Source organism: Gottfriedia endophytica, from assembly GCF_017814275.1.
In the GTDB taxonomy this organism is placed as follows: Bacteria; Bacillota; Bacilli; order Bacillales; family Bacillaceae_G; genus Gottfriedia; species Gottfriedia endophytica.
In genome coordinates this window covers 293,674-309,880 of record NZ_JAGIYQ010000005.1, presented here as the reverse complement: position 1 = coordinate 309,880, position 16,207 = coordinate 293,674, and the positions used below count along the sequence as shown (strand labels likewise).

14 protein-coding genes, 1 pseudogene and 1 riboswitch are annotated in these 16,207 nt (G+C 33.7%); of the genes and pseudogenes, 13 read left to right on the top strand and 2 right to left on the bottom strand.

The window, feature by feature from the left end:
* Positions 1-113 precede the first annotated feature (113 nt).
* The 10 genes from J5Y03_RS09940 (at position 114) to J5Y03_RS09900 (ending at position 9,564) form a co-directional block, all read left to right on the top strand.
* Entirely contained in the window at positions 114-1,403 is a 1,290-nt protein-coding gene (locus J5Y03_RS09940; protein WP_209405124.1) for a spore germination protein, read from the top strand.
* 18 nt (positions 1,404-1,421) lie between these two features.
* Positions 1,422-2,507, top strand: a complete 1,086-nt coding sequence (locus J5Y03_RS19830; RefSeq protein ID WP_322099571.1) for a GerAB/ArcD/ProY family transporter — start codon at positions 1,422-1,424, stop codon at positions 2,505-2,507.
* Entirely contained in the window at positions 2,411-3,592 is a 1,182-nt protein-coding gene (locus J5Y03_RS09935; RefSeq protein ID WP_322099572.1) for a Ger(x)C family spore germination protein, read from the top strand. Before J5Y03_RS19830 ends, J5Y03_RS09935 begins: the two co-directional genes overlap by 97 nt.
* Before the next feature lie 122 nt (positions 3,593-3,714).
* A complete protein-coding gene (gene pssA / locus J5Y03_RS09930; RefSeq protein WP_209405120.1) occupies positions 3,715-4,206 on the top strand; it encodes a CDP-diacylglycerol--serine O-phosphatidyltransferase in 492 nt (163 codons plus the stop codon).
* A 180-nt stretch (positions 4,207-4,386) separates the two neighbouring features.
* A complete protein-coding gene (locus J5Y03_RS09925) occupies positions 4,387-4,779 on the top strand; it encodes a DUF1259 domain-containing protein (RefSeq protein ID WP_209405118.1) in 393 nt (130 codons plus the stop codon).
* Between the two features lie 542 nt (positions 4,780-5,321).
* Positions 5,322-5,419, top strand: a riboswitch (cyclic di-GMP riboswitch).
* 64 nt (positions 5,420-5,483) lie between these two features.
* On the top strand, positions 5,484-7,178 hold the full coding sequence (locus J5Y03_RS09920; protein WP_209405116.1) for a S53 family peptidase: 1,695 nt from the start codon (positions 5,484-5,486) through the stop codon (positions 7,176-7,178).
* Between the two features lie 340 nt (positions 7,179-7,518).
* A complete protein-coding gene (locus J5Y03_RS09915) occupies positions 7,519-7,806 on the top strand; it encodes a hypothetical protein (RefSeq protein WP_209405114.1) in 288 nt (95 codons plus the stop codon).
* Between the two features lie 86 nt (positions 7,807-7,892).
* A complete protein-coding gene (locus J5Y03_RS09910; RefSeq protein WP_209405112.1) occupies positions 7,893-8,879 on the top strand; it encodes an LLM class flavin-dependent oxidoreductase in 987 nt (328 codons plus the stop codon).
* A gap of 149 nt (positions 8,880-9,028) precedes the next feature.
* The gene (locus tag J5Y03_RS09905) at positions 9,029-9,352 is read left to right on the top strand and encodes a YbjQ family protein (RefSeq protein ID WP_209405110.1); all 324 of its coding nucleotides are present in this window, start codon (positions 9,029-9,031) and stop codon (positions 9,350-9,352) included.
* Entirely contained in the window at positions 9,349-9,564 is a 216-nt protein-coding gene (locus J5Y03_RS09900) for a hypothetical protein (protein ID WP_245208840.1), read from the top strand. The genes J5Y03_RS09905 and J5Y03_RS09900 overlap by 4 nt, the downstream gene beginning before the upstream one ends.
* Before the next feature lie 134 nt (positions 9,565-9,698).
* Here the strand turns inward: J5Y03_RS09900 and J5Y03_RS09895 are convergent, their stop codons facing one another.
* Positions 9,699-10,901: an MFS transporter gene (locus tag J5Y03_RS09895; RefSeq protein ID WP_209405109.1), complete on the bottom strand. Its 1,203-nt coding sequence runs from the start codon at positions 10,899-10,901 to the stop codon at positions 9,699-9,701.
* Positions 10,902-10,926: 25 nt separating this feature from the next.
* The gene (locus tag J5Y03_RS09890) at positions 10,927-11,517 is read right to left on the bottom strand and encodes a TetR/AcrR family transcriptional regulator (RefSeq protein ID WP_322099570.1); all 591 of its coding nucleotides are present in this window, start codon (positions 11,515-11,517) and stop codon (positions 10,927-10,929) included.
* A 295-nt stretch (positions 11,518-11,812) separates the two neighbouring features.
* Here J5Y03_RS09890 and J5Y03_RS09885 point away from each other — a divergent pair, with 295 nt between their 5' ends.
* The 3 genes and pseudogenes from J5Y03_RS09885 (at position 11,813) to J5Y03_RS09875 (ending at position 16,151) form a co-directional block, all read left to right on the top strand.
* Positions 11,813-13,108: an MFS transporter gene (locus J5Y03_RS09885; RefSeq protein WP_209405105.1), complete on the top strand. Its 1,296-nt coding sequence runs from the start codon at positions 11,813-11,815 to the stop codon at positions 13,106-13,108.
* 514 nt (positions 13,109-13,622) lie between these two features.
* Positions 13,623-14,807 (top strand): annotated as a pseudogene (locus J5Y03_RS09880) (Ig domain protein group 2 domain protein); the annotation flags it as partial.
* A gap of 1,158 nt (positions 14,808-15,965) precedes the next feature.
* Positions 15,966-16,151: a hypothetical protein gene (locus tag J5Y03_RS09875; protein ID WP_209405103.1), complete on the top strand. Its 186-nt coding sequence runs from the start codon at positions 15,966-15,968 to the stop codon at positions 16,149-16,151.
* The last annotated feature ends 56 nt before the right edge of the window (positions 16,152-16,207 follow it).

Here is a 16,207-nt window from a genome sequence, read left to right as displayed (position 1 = left end):
ATGCAAACTGGCAATATAGCTCAATAAGATTCATAAATGTTTTGATAGTCAATTATGGATGTACTTTGAATATCAAAAAGGAATAAGGACAAATTAATAATGAGGTGGATCATATGGAGTTTAGAACTCTACAAAATAATAGTGATTTTCAAAATCGTAGCCTGAGAAAGTATGAAAAAATTATAACTTTTTACTATTTAAGTTCAGTTTGTGACGAGGATAAAATTAATAAACTAATTATTAAGCCTTTTTATGAATTTGAACAATTTAATATATATAAAAATTACCTAGAAACTTTACAGGGCTGGGAAATTGTTACTGAAGAGTCTATTATGGTTGAGAAGATACTGGATGGAAGCATTATTATAAATTTAGATGAAAAAAATTATTCTGTTTCAGTAAGTAATTTCAGTACAAGTGCTGTAGCTGAATCTATTGAAGAAAATGTGCTGCAAGGTCCTAAGGATGGCTTAAATGAGAAAATTGACACATCAATAAATTTAATCCGTAATCGATATAGAAAAAGCACTTTAAAGGTAGAAAATTATATTGTAGGTAATTTATCAAAGACAAAAGTAGTTTTTTTATATGATAGGGATCTTATAGATAGTAAAGTTTATAACAATCTCAAAGGCAAAATTAAAGGGTTAAGTGTAGAGGTTTTGCAATCTTGTGGACAGCTCCAGAAATTATTAATCAATAAAAAATGGACCTTATTTCCACTTTTTCTAACAACGGAGCGTCCTGATCGAATTGTAAAAAACATATCATCTGGAAAAATTATTATGCTTGTTGAAGGTTCTCCTTGGGCACTAATAGGTCCTGCATCTTTTTTTGATTTTTTTAAATCTATGGATGATTCTGTAGAGCTATCTTTAGTTGCGAAATTTTTAGTTTTTATCCGTTTTATAGCTTTATTAAATACTTTATTATTACCCGCAATTTATGTGGCTATCATCTCCTATTCTCCAGAAATTTTACAAGTACAATTTGCATTACTCATTGCCGGAAGTAGAATATCAGTGCCATTTCCTTCATACATTGAAATTCTTTTTTTAATGTTAATGGCAGAATTTTTAACTGAAGCAAGTATAAGACTGCCTAAATCAATAAGTTCATCAGCGACAACTGTAGGTGGATTAATACTGGGGCAAACAGCTTCACAGGCAGGGTTAGTAGCAGATGTAATGATTATTGTAGTTTCACTCGTAGCTTTATCTCTTTTTATAATTCCAATTAATGCTATGCATCAAGCGATTAGAGTTGTTAGATATCCAATTATTATTCTTGCCTCACTCTTTGGGATGTTGGGTGTCATAGTAAGTGTATTGGCTATACTTTGTTATTTATGTAATTTGAGAAGTTTGGGTAAGCCATATTTGACACTTTTTAATAATAATTGAATAAAGAGGTGTATCCGTTTGCTAGGAAAGCGATATATTACATATCTATTTTATTTAAATGCTGTTTTAGGCGTAACAGCATTTGTTCCTCAAATATTGTACAAGAATAGTGTAAACGGTAGTATTTTGAGTATGTGTTTAGCTGCTATAGTAGGTGGTTTTTTTATTTATATAATACAAAAAGTAATTGTTCAATTTCCAAAACAAAATATTAATCAAATATTAAAAAATTTAGTTCCCAAGTGGTTTAGAAAGTGTTTTGTAATTTATAGTTTTATTTTATGGTATTTGACCGGTGCTTTATTTATTATTGCACTGATTCATGTTGTTAATATATATATAAATCCTGATACGCCTATAATTGTAACCTATTTTATATTTCTATTATTAATAACTTTTGCAATATCACTTAAAACAGAATCTTTATTATATGTTACAGAAATAGTGGTTTTATTACATATCCCCATTTTTTTATTTATAATAATTAGATTTTTAACTGATCATTTTGTTTTAGGAGATTCTATCTATCAATCAATTAAGTACATTTCCCATTTTCCAAAATTCAGTGCATTTACTTCTGCACTATTTTTGTTTACTGGTTTTTCAAATTTAATTATTTTTAATGAGCAAATTAATATTAACTTTATAAGAAAGAGCTATATAATAGGAATATTTTTCCTGGGTATTTTTATACTCTTATGTCTATATTTTATACCTATCGGATATCTAGGCTTAAAAGGAGTTCATAAAGCAATTTTTGTTTGGCTAACAACAATAGACAGTATGCGATTTGAGTACTCATTTGTTGAAAGAGTTAGTTATATTATTCTTTTTGTTCATATTGTCATTTCCTTAATTTATATAATACTTAGTTGGCATACATCATTAGCACTATTCAAAACATTAAATATATATTTTGGAGGAAAGTTTAAATGGTTATTAATTTCCTTCTTCATTTGTGTAACAACAGTCTTCCTACAACTTATAAGGGAAATAGATTTAATAAAATATTTTATTGTATTTTTCAATTTTCGTGCAATCTCAGATTTTTTCTTAGTTATTTTATTGATGTATGTACTAATAAAAAAAAAGCAGGTCTCGTAATATTAAGTTTTTCTATCACTGGTGTTACTTTATTATTATCAGGTTGCACTTTTAAAGATATTGACAAGAGAGCATTTGTAACGTCAATAGGTATTGATCAATCTGAGAAATCTGATAAAAAATATAATGTTATGATAAAAGTTGCAATTCCTAGTGGTGATCCAAAATCACCGGAATCCAATTTTATCATTCTTTCAACAAATACAGATTCAATTACCGATGGCCTTAGACAAATGAAGTCTCAAATAGATAAGGAATTAGTATATGGACATAATAAAACAATATTAATTGGAGAAAAAATAGCCAAAAGTGATATCCAACCAATATTAGAATATTTTGTAAGAAGACCCGATTTTCAAAAGACATCATATATTAGTGTTGCAAAACCGAATATCCTTGAAGTGCTTAATTTTAAACCTCAAAAAGAAAACGTAGCGGGAAGTTTCTTAAATTCAATTTTTGAATACAGTAAGATGGAATCACCTTACATAAATACTTTATGTCTTTTTGATGCCTACAGAAGAGAAACTGAAGATGGAATAAATATAGCCATGCCAATAATTGAAGCGACTAAAAAGAAAATAAAAGTAAATCAAATGGCTCTTTTTAACAAAAATAAAATGCTATTGGAGTTAAACCCAAAAGAATCAGAAACCTTTCGCCTATTAACAACTGGTATTTATAATGGAAGTCTAAAAGTAAGAAATAAGAATGGTTTATATGCAATTGACTTAAAAAGAGCTAAAGCAAAATACAAACTTATCGTTAAAAATAAAACCCTTGGGGCTTTTTATACTATTAAGATTAAAGCTATCATTGAAGAAAAAATAAATGGGATTGGAGAAATTAAAGATAATGAGATTGCAGTAATTAGAAAACAAGTTGAAGATAAAATTAATGCTGAGACTGAAGTTTTGCTTACTAAAATAAAGAACCAAAACATAGATCCTATTGGATTTGGATTGAGATTTTTGTCTAGGGGTAGTGGTGATAGAAAAGAGGTTTCATGGAGCAAAATGTATACAAATCTTAGTTTTAATATTAAATCAAATGTTGAAATACAAGGAACTGGTTTAATTCATTGAGTCTTCAAAAAACCGTAGAGAAATTTTTATCCAATAATAGAAGTTCTTTTTAAGAATAAAGGAAGAATAAAAAGAAAATACTACGAAAAATGAATAGGATTGGAATAGTCAGGGGGGCTACTTTGTACAGTCAGATAGTAAAAACTATACCCAATTTATTTACGATCGGAAATTTATTATGCGGTATTCTTTCAATTACCTTTAATATGAGTGGGTTTTTAGATACAGCCTCCATTTTTATTTTCCTTTCGGCTATTTTAGATCTTCTTGACGGAAGGATTGCGAGAAAATTAAAAGTGAACAGTGAATTTGGGGTAGAATTAGATTCCTTAGCTGATATTGTTAGTTTCGGAGTTGCTCCGGCACTTCTATTTCATACAATTGCAACACCATCAATTTTAACTTCTTTGGCATTTATCCTTTTCCCTACGATGGGGGCATTAAGATTAGCTAAGTTTAGTGTTAAACCAACGATTGGCTATTTTAAAGGATTACCTATTCCAGCTGCTGGATTAACATTGGCTGGTATGGGAATGTTTTCATATAGCAATGCATGGATTACCTTAATCCTTGCTTTCTTAATGGTAAGTCCGATTAGGGTTAAAAAAATTTAGTTTTTTCAATTTTAAAAAGAGAAGCAGAAAAACCTGGGGGAAGGTTCATTTTAGGTTTTTCTTTTTTTGTAGTGGCAAAATAACACATGCATTCATCGTTTTAATCCCAAAATAGATGCATATCCATTTCAAATCTATCCATCTATTCATATCCTAATAATACTAGGGGGAGATGAATAGATGGTGTCTAATGAGGAATTAATTTGTAAAGAGTTTGCTAGAATAATCGGCGGACAAGAGGGATTTGCTGGTGGAAAATGTGTGGCAACCATAACTCGAAATGAAATACATGCAACAATTTTAGGAAAACGTTTCAGTGTAACCTCATCTTTTTCATTTGAATCAAGAGACAGTTTGACTAAACAAGCATTGTGTCTAGGTAGGGTAGCACTCTTACAAACAGAAGTTGAGAATTTTGTCGCTTCTATTGTTAAACATGGAATAATTGTTTCATCGATACACAATGAGTGGCTTTTCGATAATCCGAATTTAATTTACGTTAACATTGAAGCTGTTGAGGATCCATTAGTTTTTGCAAAGAAAGTGAGAAAAGCTTTAAAGTCTATCGAGTGAGTTGAAAACATTGATTTCGAGAACGATTAGGTAAAATTTAATCGTTCTATTTAGTTTAAAGGTCGATTTATATTAGAAGGATAAATCTTTACATTATTGAACACCTTGTATAACAAAGAGATTAACTTTGCAGATAGTGAACAAAATTACTTTGCAGAGACGGAAAAAACGTAATATCAAATTAAAGAAAAACATCATCTTTTAACCTGATAAGTAAGCCTGTATTTTTAATTACACTGTGATTAAAAATACAGGCTTTTCATTATTTTTCAGAAAATACCAGAAATGACGGATGAACCAATCAATTAAAAAATTTTAATATACAACTCTGTATCTTATGTAAAAAGGTTTCATTAAATTTAGATTAGAAGTAAAAACATTATTCTAGCAACTACTTTCAAATAAATTGATAGTTTTGAAAGAACACTTATAGGTCTATTTCCCTATGTATATCACAAATGTAATAAATCAAAAAGCATATTTACGCCTTTAAATCCACTTAGTAAGATTTGGTAGAAAACTGAGTTTTCAGAAAATTATACCAAATAAAAAAGTAAAATCATTGGAAAGATGGTACGCAAAGCTACGTGCCTTAAGAACTGTCAGCATGCACCAGTTCCGCGGTAGTCGGGCCGCCACAAACGGTAATAAGATTCTACAATGGTGAAAGAATTTTTTGTTTGGGGAAATGGGAGAGGAAAAGGATGAAAAAAGCTAAAAGAAAATTATTAGTACCAACAGTTGCTTCATTGATAAGTTTGACGGTGTATATGTCTGGAGGTTCAAGCTTTGCCGCGTCGCCTAGCAAAGTTCAACTTACTAAAGCGGATCCAATGGCTGCAAAGCACGGCACCTTAGTTGGCCATACAAGTCGTAATACAGTTGCTTCATTAACGGTTGCTCTTCAATTAAGAAACAGTGATAAACTAGACAATTTTATTGCTAGTCTAAACGACCCTTCATCCCCGAACTATAAGCATTATATAACTCCTGAGGAATTCAAAAGCCAATACGGAGCAACTGATGAAACAGTAGACAACGTTAAGAACTTTTTAACAAGTAAAGGCTTTGAAGTGCAAAATATTTCACCGAATAATGCGTTTGTTACCATTAGCGGTACAATTGGTCAGATGGAAGATACATTTGGTATAACAATTAATAATTATAAAAATGCAAAGGGCGAAGTCTACTATTCAAATGACACAGCACCTAGCATCCCTGCAGAATTTTCTGGAGTAATCACTGATATTGAAGGTTTGAATAATGAAGGACATTATACTCATCCAAGAATCAGTAAACCATTAACTAACCCTGCAGCTGTTACACCAAATGTGGGTAGCGGTCCTGCAGGTGGATATACACCAGCTGAATTGAAAGGTGCTTATGATATCAATCCACTGGCAAGTTCAGGCTACACGGGAGCTGGTCAAACCGTAGCAGTCATGGAGCTAGATGGTTATAAAGCTTCGAACATTACTACTTATAGCAATAACTATGGCCTTGGAAGCCCTGCACCAACGAATATATATGTTGATGGTTATAGCGGTGCTGCTGGTAGCGGCGAAGTAGAAGTAGAACTGGATATTGAAGTAATCAATGCGATTGCTCCAAAAGCCCAAGTGGTCGTATATGAGGGACCAAATACGGATCAAGGATTAATCGATACTTATCAAAAAATCGCTACGGATAATACAGCAAAATCAATTTCCGTAAGCTGGGGAATAGGTGAGCAACATAGTTCAAGTGCAACTATGAATAGCTTGCATACGATTTTCCAACAATTTGCTGCACAAGGACAAAGTATTTTTGCTGCGGCTGGTGACAATGGTGCCTACGATTCTGGCGGTAGAACATTAGAAGTAGACAGTCCTGCAAATGATCCATACGTGACTGGAGTTGGAGGTACTCACCTAACTCTTAGCAATTCTACTTATAGCTCTGAATCAATTTGGAGCAACAAAACAAACAGAACAGGCGGGGGCGGAGGTTTATCTAAAGTATATGCAATGCCTTCGTGGCAGTCAGGCCCTGGTGTACAAAATAGTTATTCGAACGGTAAACGTCAAGTTCCGGATGTATCCGCAGATGCTGATCCAAGCACTGGTTACTCAATCTATAGCCAAGGTTCTTGGACTGTAGTTGGAGGTACATCAGCTGCTGCACCATTATGGGCGGGAATTGCTGCACTTAATAATCAATATGCGGCAGCGACTGGCAAAGCTAACCTTGGTCAAGCGAATCCAACCTTGTATAAAGCTTTTAATACGACACAACTATATCCAGCGTATCATGACGTAACGACTGGAACTAACTTGTACTATCCAGCAACAGCTGGTTATGATATGGCTTCAGGTATTGGTACACCTGATGTTTATAACTTAATTCGTGATATGAATTAATCTTCTGGCATTATATTTAAATCGTATAGTATTTAAGCTAGAGAAATAAATGGTGAATAAAGTATAAATTGAGAAACAGAGAAACCAGAATGTTGGTTTTTCTGTTTTTTTTGTTTTTGGGAATCCTTAAAGCTAGTTACTTTTATAAAACTGAAACAATTAGACATTTTATATTAACATGACATTTTTAGTAAGTTTAATTTCCATAGTGAGGTTTCCAAAGATGTCTGACTATTCAATTCATAGTAAAAATAATTGAAATAAAAATGTTGTAATGTTATATTGGTACAATGTTATAAAGATAACAATTTTAAAGTTTCTATATAAAGGATGGTATCTTATGAAACAACAAAACGATCAAATTACTGAGAAAGATAAAAATATTAAACTTGAGCGCGTGCAAACTGGCATGAGGATGGAAAAAAGGATGGTAAAAGTTTTAAAAGCAATGGCAGAGTATCATGATATTTCACTAGGAAATCTTATTGAAATAATTGTTCTGCGTGCATTTGAAAACAAAGCTGTTTTTGATCAGGAGAGTCTTGAAAAGATTAAAGCAATAAAAGAAGTTTATGGAATGAATTATGATTTAGAAATCACTAATTTTTTGGTAGAGTATGAAAAATAGATTTTTTAACCAAGTTATTATTATGATTTTTTGTAGTCTATAAGTAAAGCAAAGCAGTTAAATAAATTTTCTTGGAGTGAGATTATATGAAATTTAGTACATTAACGATATTTGACAACTATCCAAATCAATTATCTCGAACGCCTAAACAATTCTATGATGAGGTAATGGAACAAACTGTTCGGGCTGAAGAAATGAATTTTGATGGAGTTTGGTTTACAGAGCATCATTTCGCAGATTTTGGGATTTGTCCTTCCCCAGCAGTTTTGTTATCAGCTTTATCTCAAAGGACAAATAGAATTCGACTAGGGGTAGGTGTCTCAGTACTTCCACTACATAATCCTTTACGAATTGCTGAGGATTATGCGGTTGTAGATCTATTATCAAATGGGAGATTAGATTTGGGATTAGGTAGTGGATATAGTCAGAAGGAATTTGAAGGTTATCATATTTCATTAGAGGATAAAGCGCAACGATTTAATGAGTCTTTAGAAGTGTTACGTAAGGCATGGTCAGGAAAGCACTTTTCTCATCAAGGGAACTTTTTTCAATATGAAGATATCAAGCTAAGTGTTCAACCAATTCAAACTCCATTTCCTCCTAACTGGATTGCAACCTCTAGTGAAAAAGGTGCAACCCATCTAGCGAATATGGGGAGTAATATCATGGCACTTGGATTTGGTAAATCAAAAGATGAGTTAGCTAAACTGATTGAGACATATAAAAATGAATATCAGAAAGCTGGTCATGGTAATCCAGAACAATTAGATATTCCTGTTGCCTTCCATGTTCATGTTGGTGAAACACTGGCAGAAGCGGAAGCAAATGCAAAAGGTCCATATCAATTATTTATGAATACAGTGAGTGGGAAAAATATTTCATATGAAGTCCTTAAAAAGAATCTTAATCCAATAATCGGAAGTCCTGATGAAGTTATTAAACAAATTCAATCCTACCAAGAAATAGGTGTTACGAACTTGATGGCAGTATTGAATTTTGGAGGATTAGAGCATCATAAAGTACTATCATCCATGGAGTTATTTGGAAAGTATGTAATTCCAGCATTTAAGTAAATAATGAAAAGGAAGTTTTTTTATATCAGGATAGTTCATAAAAAGAAGGATTCTTTACTATTTAATGTAATATATATTTATAGTTAGTATTTTTAAGAGTTTAATTTGAGGGAAATTAAAAATTAAAAAGTAAAGTCAGGGGGATGAATATGTTAGCGGTAACTACAGAAAAAATTGAAGGTTATAAAGTTGTTGAGGTAAAAGGACCTGTTTTTGGGGTAATTGTAAGAAGTAGAGGACTAGGTGGGGATATCCTAGCTGGTTTAAAGAGCCTTGTAGGTGGAGAAATTAAACAATACACAGCTATGCTAGAGGACGCAAGGAAAGAAGCATTGGATCGAATGATCAAAAACGCAAGTGAAATGAATGCAAATGCGATTATCATGATGCGATATGACTCAGGTGAAATTGGCCAAAACATGAGTGAAATTGTAGCATATGGAACAGCAGTTGTTGTTGAGAAATTATCGTGATAATTTTTGCTATCGAAGCTTTAGCAGCTTTAATCTTCATTTTACTTGGATACTTTATCTATGATAAACGGTTTAACCGGAATCACGGTGTGGACATTCCAAAAGGATTTGAGCGAACAGAAGAGGTAAATCTTGATCCAGTTACAGGTGAGAAAACAAGAGTTTATTATAATCCTGATACAGGAGAACGTTTCTATAAAAAAGAAGAGTAAAAGCCTAGGAAAAGGATCTCTTCAAATGCTAGTACTAGTCTAATAGAAAGTTTTTAGAACAAGTAATGTGTTTATATTACTTGTCCTTTTTGAGTGGACAAAAAACCAACCAAATAAGTTTTTGGTTGGTTTAATTATCCCGCTATACTTTCTACTAATTGTTTTTCTCTCCATATTGTTGTGATACCGAGGCCAATGATCATAATGATGGCAGCAAAAAGATAAGGGTAATCTATGTTTATATCAAATAATACTCCGCCAATTGTTGGGCCGACGATAGTCCCTAAGCTCGTATAGGTAGAATTCATTCCTGCAACAAATCCTTGCTCATTTCCAGCAGATTTTGATAAAAATGTCGTTAATGCTGGACGAAGTAAGTCAAATGCAAGGAAGATGAAGCAAGTTACTACCAGTACTGCTAGATAGCTAGAGATGAAGGTAGATGCTACCGCAAATATTACACCTACAATTAAACAAAATTGAATCAATTTCTTTTCACCAAGTATTTCAACTAATTTACCAAACATAAATACTTGTACAACCACACCGAAGATTCCACTGATCGTAATAATAGTTGCAATGTCCTGAGGAGTGAAACCGAATTTATGATCAGTAAATAGACTAAAAACAGTTTCATATGCTGATAAACCAAAAGCGAGTACAAAAACAATCACAAAAGCAATAAAGTAACGGGGATTTAGCGATCTTTTTAAATCACCAATAAAGCTTGTTTGCTTAGTGTTAGCAGATATTTCTGCGAGCTGTGTTTTTGTTAGTGGCTCTTTTAAAATAAATATCGATGAAATGCAAGCTAGTAACGCAATAGCGGCTGCAAAGAAAAATGGCATGCGTACACCATATTCTGCAATAAAACCACCTATCCCAGGTCCGATAATAAAGCCAGTACTGATAGAGGCTGAAACATATCCCATCACTTTTGGACGTTCCTGAACTGATGTGATATCTGAAACATATGCAGTAACACCGGGCATAATAAAGGCTGCACTAATTCCACCTAAAATTCTTGCTAGATAAAGCATGGATACATTCGTACCTAAACCAAAGATCAGTTCTGAAATTCCAAAAAGGAATAAACCGATAATGATGATTTTTTTTCTACCGTAAAGGTCAACCCAGCGACCTGCAATTGGTGATATAAGTAGTTGCGCTACCGCAAAGACAGCCATAAGATAACCCATCGTTTCTCCTGATAAATTCATCATACTCATAAAAGATGGCATAACAGGCACAATGAGACCAATTCCAAGGAACGGAATAAATAGATTACTTAGAAGAATAATTAATATAGTCTTTTGTTCTTTTATTGTTTTTTTCATGTATCAACACCTCTTTCTGAAAGAATCATTGATGTGAAATACCTCTCCAAAACACTTTCCAAGATGCTTCGAATTTATCTTTTAGCTTTTTCTCATCATTAACGTATACAAGCTCCACCAAAAGGGAATCGACTATACCTAAGAAAGCAAGGGTCGGTGTTTTTGCTACATCAGCGACAATTACTTTCGTATCGATCCAATCTTGAAATTTATTTTCGAGTATCGCTTGAACTTTCTCCTCAATATCGTTTACTTCCTTTTCAATTGCTTCTCCTAGATGTGCAGGTGGAAAAAACGTCATACGTAACCAAAACTTTAACTGCTCACTTTTTTGGAAAGTATCGATAATTAATTGTAGAAATCTATATAAATCCTTTTCTGGATTTTGTGAATCAATCTGATTGAAATAGTTTAGTTTTGAAGATAGATCAGCCTCTTTTGCATCTTGCAATACTTTTAGAAAAAGATCATCCTTACCTTTAAAATGTGCGTAAATGGATTGCTTTTTCATGCCAACTTCTTCTGCTATTTGAGAAAGAGACGCTCCTTCATATCCATGAATGGCGAAAAACTTTAGAGCGGCTTCTTTTATTTCATTGCTTTTCAATAAACTCACCTCGTAATAAATGTACCTGACGACCGTTCGTAAGTTATGTTATCAAATTAAAGCATTATATGCAAGTGGAAAGGAAAACAAGAAATCAAGAAAACAGGAAAGACCATATTGATAGTTTTTCTGTTTTTTTATCTAAGGGAATAAACTTTAATGATTGAAAATTTTGTAAGTTCAATTTCTGGACAGGATAAATCATGTTTTGAGAAAATAACATTTGGAAGTTGTTTTAGAAATAATATATATATGAAAAATAATCAGACTTCTTAGAGAAATTTTTAAGTGAAGGAGTTTATAAATGTCGAGTAAAGCGTACGGTTTGGACAAAGGATATACGGATTCTCATGAAAGACAAAAAGTACTATACAAACGAACACTTTTGATTGTTTGTCTTTCGCAAATTTTTGGTGGGGCTGGATTGGCTGCTGGGGTTACTGTGGGCGCACTTCTTGCACAGCAAATGCTCGGAACGGAAGCATTTTCAGGACTTCCAGCAGCATTATTAACGTTAGGATCAGCTGGAGCAGCTTTTATAGTTGGTAGACTTTCACAGCGTTTTGGACGTCGTTTAGGCCTCACAGCGGGTTTTATGACTGGAGGAATTGGAGCAATTGGTGTTATGATTGCAGCTGCAACAAATAGTGTTATTTTGTTGTTTGCTTCTCTACTTATTTATGGTGCAGGTACTGCGACCAATTTGCAAGTTCGTTATGCTGGTACAGATTTAGCAAATGAGAGCCAGAGAGCTACTGCGATTAGTATTGCGATGGTTTCAACAACATTCGGTGCAGTTGCAGGTCCCAATTTAGTAGGAGTAATGGGCAGTTTTGCTCTTTCGATTGGCGTTCCAGCACTAGCAGGTCCATTCATTTTATCAGCAGCAGCATTTATTTTAGCAGGTCTTGTACTTTTCATCATGCTTCGTCCAGACCCATTAATTATTGCTAAAATGATCGAAGCGAACAAACAAGGACTTGATCATAAAGAAAATTTAACAACTATTGACCGAATAAACAACAAAAGGGGTATTGTAGTTGGTGCCACTGTTATGGTACTTACTCAAATTGTGATGGTTGCGATCATGACAATGACACCTGTACATATGAAACATCATGGTCACAGTTTAGGTGAAGTTGGTCTAGTGATTGGCTTTCATATAGGCTCTATGTATCTCCCTTCCCTTATTACGGGAATTCTTGTTGATAAAATTGGTCGAACAGCCATGTCAATTGCTTCAGGAGCTACATTACTTCTTGCAGGTATATTGGCAGCTGTTGCTCCAAGTGATTCTATGACGTTTTTAGTCATTGCCCTTTCTTTACTTGGATTAGGATGGAATTTTGGATTAATAAGTGGAACTGCTCAAATAGTTGATTCAACAGACCCGTCAACACGCGCTAAGACGCAAGGTACTGTGGATGTTTTTGTTGCCTTAGCAGGAGCTTCTGGTGGAGCGCTATCTGGAATGGTTGTTGCAAACTCAAGTTATGCTACTTTAGGATTTTCTGGAGCAATTATGTCCTTATTACTCATTCCGGTTGTTATCTGGTCTCGAAGTGGTAATAAAAATAGTAAACATGAACTGGATATGTAACCCTTCTTACAGAAATTAAAGGGAAAGCAAATAGAGTATGAATAGGATAGAAAATGCAAAAACAGAGAAACTAAATTGCTGGTTTTTCTGTTTTTTTATTAATTAATAAGTAATTTTTGTTTTGACATTTTTCTAACAGATTATTGTTATTTCAAAGGTAAATTGTTGATTATGAAGTTGATTGGAGCGGAAGGTGCGAGACTCCTGTGGGAGCAGCGGGACAGGTGAGACCCTGCAGGAGCGATAGCGACGAGGAGGCTCACCGCCCGCCCAAAGGAAAGCGAGCGTCCTGGAGTGGAAATCAACTTATCGCATTGTTAAATAGCAACAAGATTTAAGAAAACTGCCTTTTTTATCTGGTCTACTAATCTCTAATTTTTACTAAGTTGTCTAGAATTAAGATCTACTTAATTGAATACATAAGACATTAACCTTAAATTTACAATATTCCCAACATTTGGTTAATAATAGTATGTTATTTTTTAAAAGAATACATTAAAAAGGAGTGAAACAAATGATTCGTAAAAAAGTATCAATTTTTGCATTAATGATTTTGCTTTTATCTCCAGTTTTTTATTATGTTACACCTCATGTTTCAGCCGAAAATGCACTTGATCCTGCTCCTGAGTTACAGCCAATAGGAATTGCGAATGGGAAAAAGATTTTATTTGATAATACTCATGGACAAACAGCTGGAGCAGCGGATTGGGTTTTGGATGGTGGATTTTCTGATTATGCAAATGCCTTAGCTAATAAAGGGTATTATGCAAAAGAATTAAGAAAAACTACGCCAATTACATACGATGATTTAAAAGGATACGATGTATTAATTATTGGTGAAGCAAATATACCTTACAAGACTTCTGAACAAGATGCGATGATACAATATGTCCAAAATGGTGGAAGTCTCTTTTTTATAGCTGATCATTATAATGCTGACCGCAATAAAAACCGATTTGATGCTTCTGAGGTCTTTAACGGCTACCGTAGGGGAGCATATTCCAATCCTACAAAAGGAATGGGAACAGAGGAGGCTGCGTCTGCAGCGATGCAAGGCGTAACTGGGTCTGACTGGTTATCAACCAACTTTGGAATTAGATTCCGTTATAATGCGATTGGTGATGTTACAGCTAATGATATCGTAGCGCCAAGTCAATCTTTCGGGATTACAAGTGGGGTCTCTACTGTTGCAATGCATGCAGGATCAACATTAGCAATTACAGATCCAAATAAGGCAAAGGGAATTGTCTATCTTCCTAAAACATCTGTGTCTTGGGCTAGTGCTGTTGACCAAGGAGTTTACGATGGCGGAGGGAGAGCTGAAGGTCCATTCGTGGCGGTCTCCAAACTAGGTTTAGGGAAGGCAGGGTTTATTGGTGATTCATCTCCAGTGGAGGATGCAACTCCTAAATATTTACGTGAGGAAACTGGAACAGCAAAGACAACTTATGATGGTTTTAAAGAACAAAATGATGGTACTTTACTTGTAAACATGATAGATTGGTTATCTAATCAAGAGAGCTATACGTCATTATCCCAAGTAAGCGGATTACAGCTTGACCAGCCAACTACTTTGCTTGCTATGGAGGATCCACAAACGTCTACTGAACCAGTAGCGGAGCCTTGGGCAACACCTAGTGCAGGGTATAAATGGTACGATCCTTCAACGTTTAAGCCAGGTTCATATGGCAATGGTTCAGGTGGACCTGTTCAATCTGCAACGTTGAACGAAAATTTCGAGTCAGGCACAAAAGCGGCTTATACTTCAGGAAATGTAACACTTTCAAGTGGTTCATGGTATTTTGACAATGCCCTTATTGGAAATTTAGCAGGAGATAAGAAAAATGGTACACAGTCTGCACGCGTGCGTTCAAATGGTGCAATTACAATGAACTTTGATGTTAGCGGAGCAAAAAGTGTTCAAGTATCTCATGCAAATTTCAATACAGATAGCGGTGCGAATTGGCAGCTTCAAATGTCTACTAATGGTGGATCCACATGGACAAACGTAGGCAGCACTAATACTAGTTCATCCACATTAACAGTTAAAACATTTAACCTTACTCAAACGACTCCTGTAAGATTCAGGATTGTCGTTTCAGGTACAACTGGGCAGAGAATCAATTTTGATGATATTATGATAAGTAATTAATTTAGGTTAGAATTTGCCTCTCAGATAATAATTGAAAGATAGATAGATTGTAAATAGAATAGGAAATGATAGACAGAGAAATCAGAATAGTGATTTCTCTGTTTTTTTTTATTATCCATTTTTTATGATGAATAAAATTGAATTGTGGATGTTGATTATATAAAAAATTATTATCCTAAAAATTTATTTTTTGTTAAGGTTCTTTTCTAAAAGATATTTGTTTTAAATAGATAAAATAGTAACAAATATTAAGAAGACGGCATTTGTAAAACAATCTATTAACTGATTTATTCAAGTTATATTTTTCTTAAAAGAGCTCTTTTTTTAATTAGATTGCTGTTTTTTTAGATTTTGTTAAAACAAAATGTTGATAATGAAGTTGATTGGAGCGGAAGGTGCGAGACTCCTGTGGGAGCAGCGGGACAGGTGAGACCCCGCAGGAGCGATAGCGACGAGGAGGCTCAGCGCCCGCCCCACGGAAAGCGAGCAACCTGAAGTGGAAATCAACTTATCACCATATTTAATAGCATAAAAGTTTAAGAAAACAGCCATTAATTAATACATTTCTTTAATAAAATACTATCCTTAAAAAATACTGAATAATTTTAATAGATTTAATTTTTAATTTAGCAAGATTTTCCAAAAATTAAGGTGTATTATATGAAATTGTGTGTTTAATTTAATTAAATGGAGGAACATAGATATATGGGGATTTCCAAAAGCTATGTAGATTTATTAAACGGAATGAGCCTTAGTTCACTTGAGAATGAAAAGGGATCTATTCTATTAATGTTACAGCGCCTTGATCTAACTGATGATGATTTTTATGACTTAATAAAAAAACTCGAATTAATTCACCTAATCACATTACAAAATACTTCTACCAACTAATTCACCAATTTAAACTACCAATTATATACAAAATGTACCTAGAAAGACTTATTTTT

Bases quoted from the DNA above. Each gene is read 5' to 3' on its own strand.
- J5Y03_RS09940 (WP_209405124.1), top strand. From the start codon at position 114: ATGGAGTTTAGAACTCTACAAAATAATAGTGATTTTCAAAATCGTAGC.
- J5Y03_RS09925 (WP_209405118.1), top strand. From the start codon at position 4,387: ATGGTGTCTAATGAGGAATTAATTTGTAAAGAGTTTGCTAGAATAATC.
- J5Y03_RS09920 (WP_209405116.1), top strand. From the start codon at position 5,484: ATGAAAAAAGCTAAAAGAAAATTATTAGTACCAACAGTTGCTTCATTG.
- J5Y03_RS09915 (WP_209405114.1), top strand. From the start codon at position 7,519: ATGAAACAACAAAACGATCAAATTACTGAGAAAGATAAAAATATTAAA.
- J5Y03_RS09910 (WP_209405112.1), top strand. From the start codon at position 7,893: ATGAAATTTAGTACATTAACGATATTTGACAACTATCCAAATCAATTA.
- J5Y03_RS09905 (WP_209405110.1), top strand. From the start codon at position 9,029: ATGTTAGCGGTAACTACAGAAAAAATTGAAGGTTATAAAGTTGTTGAG.
- J5Y03_RS09895 (WP_209405109.1), bottom strand. From the start codon at position 10,901: ATGAAAAAAACAATAAAAGAACAAAAGACTATATTAATTATTCTTCTA.
- J5Y03_RS09885 (WP_209405105.1), top strand. From the start codon at position 11,813: ATGTCGAGTAAAGCGTACGGTTTGGACAAAGGATATACGGATTCTCAT.
- J5Y03_RS09875 (WP_209405103.1), top strand. From the start codon at position 15,966: ATGGGGATTTCCAAAAGCTATGTAGATTTATTAAACGGAATGAGCCTT.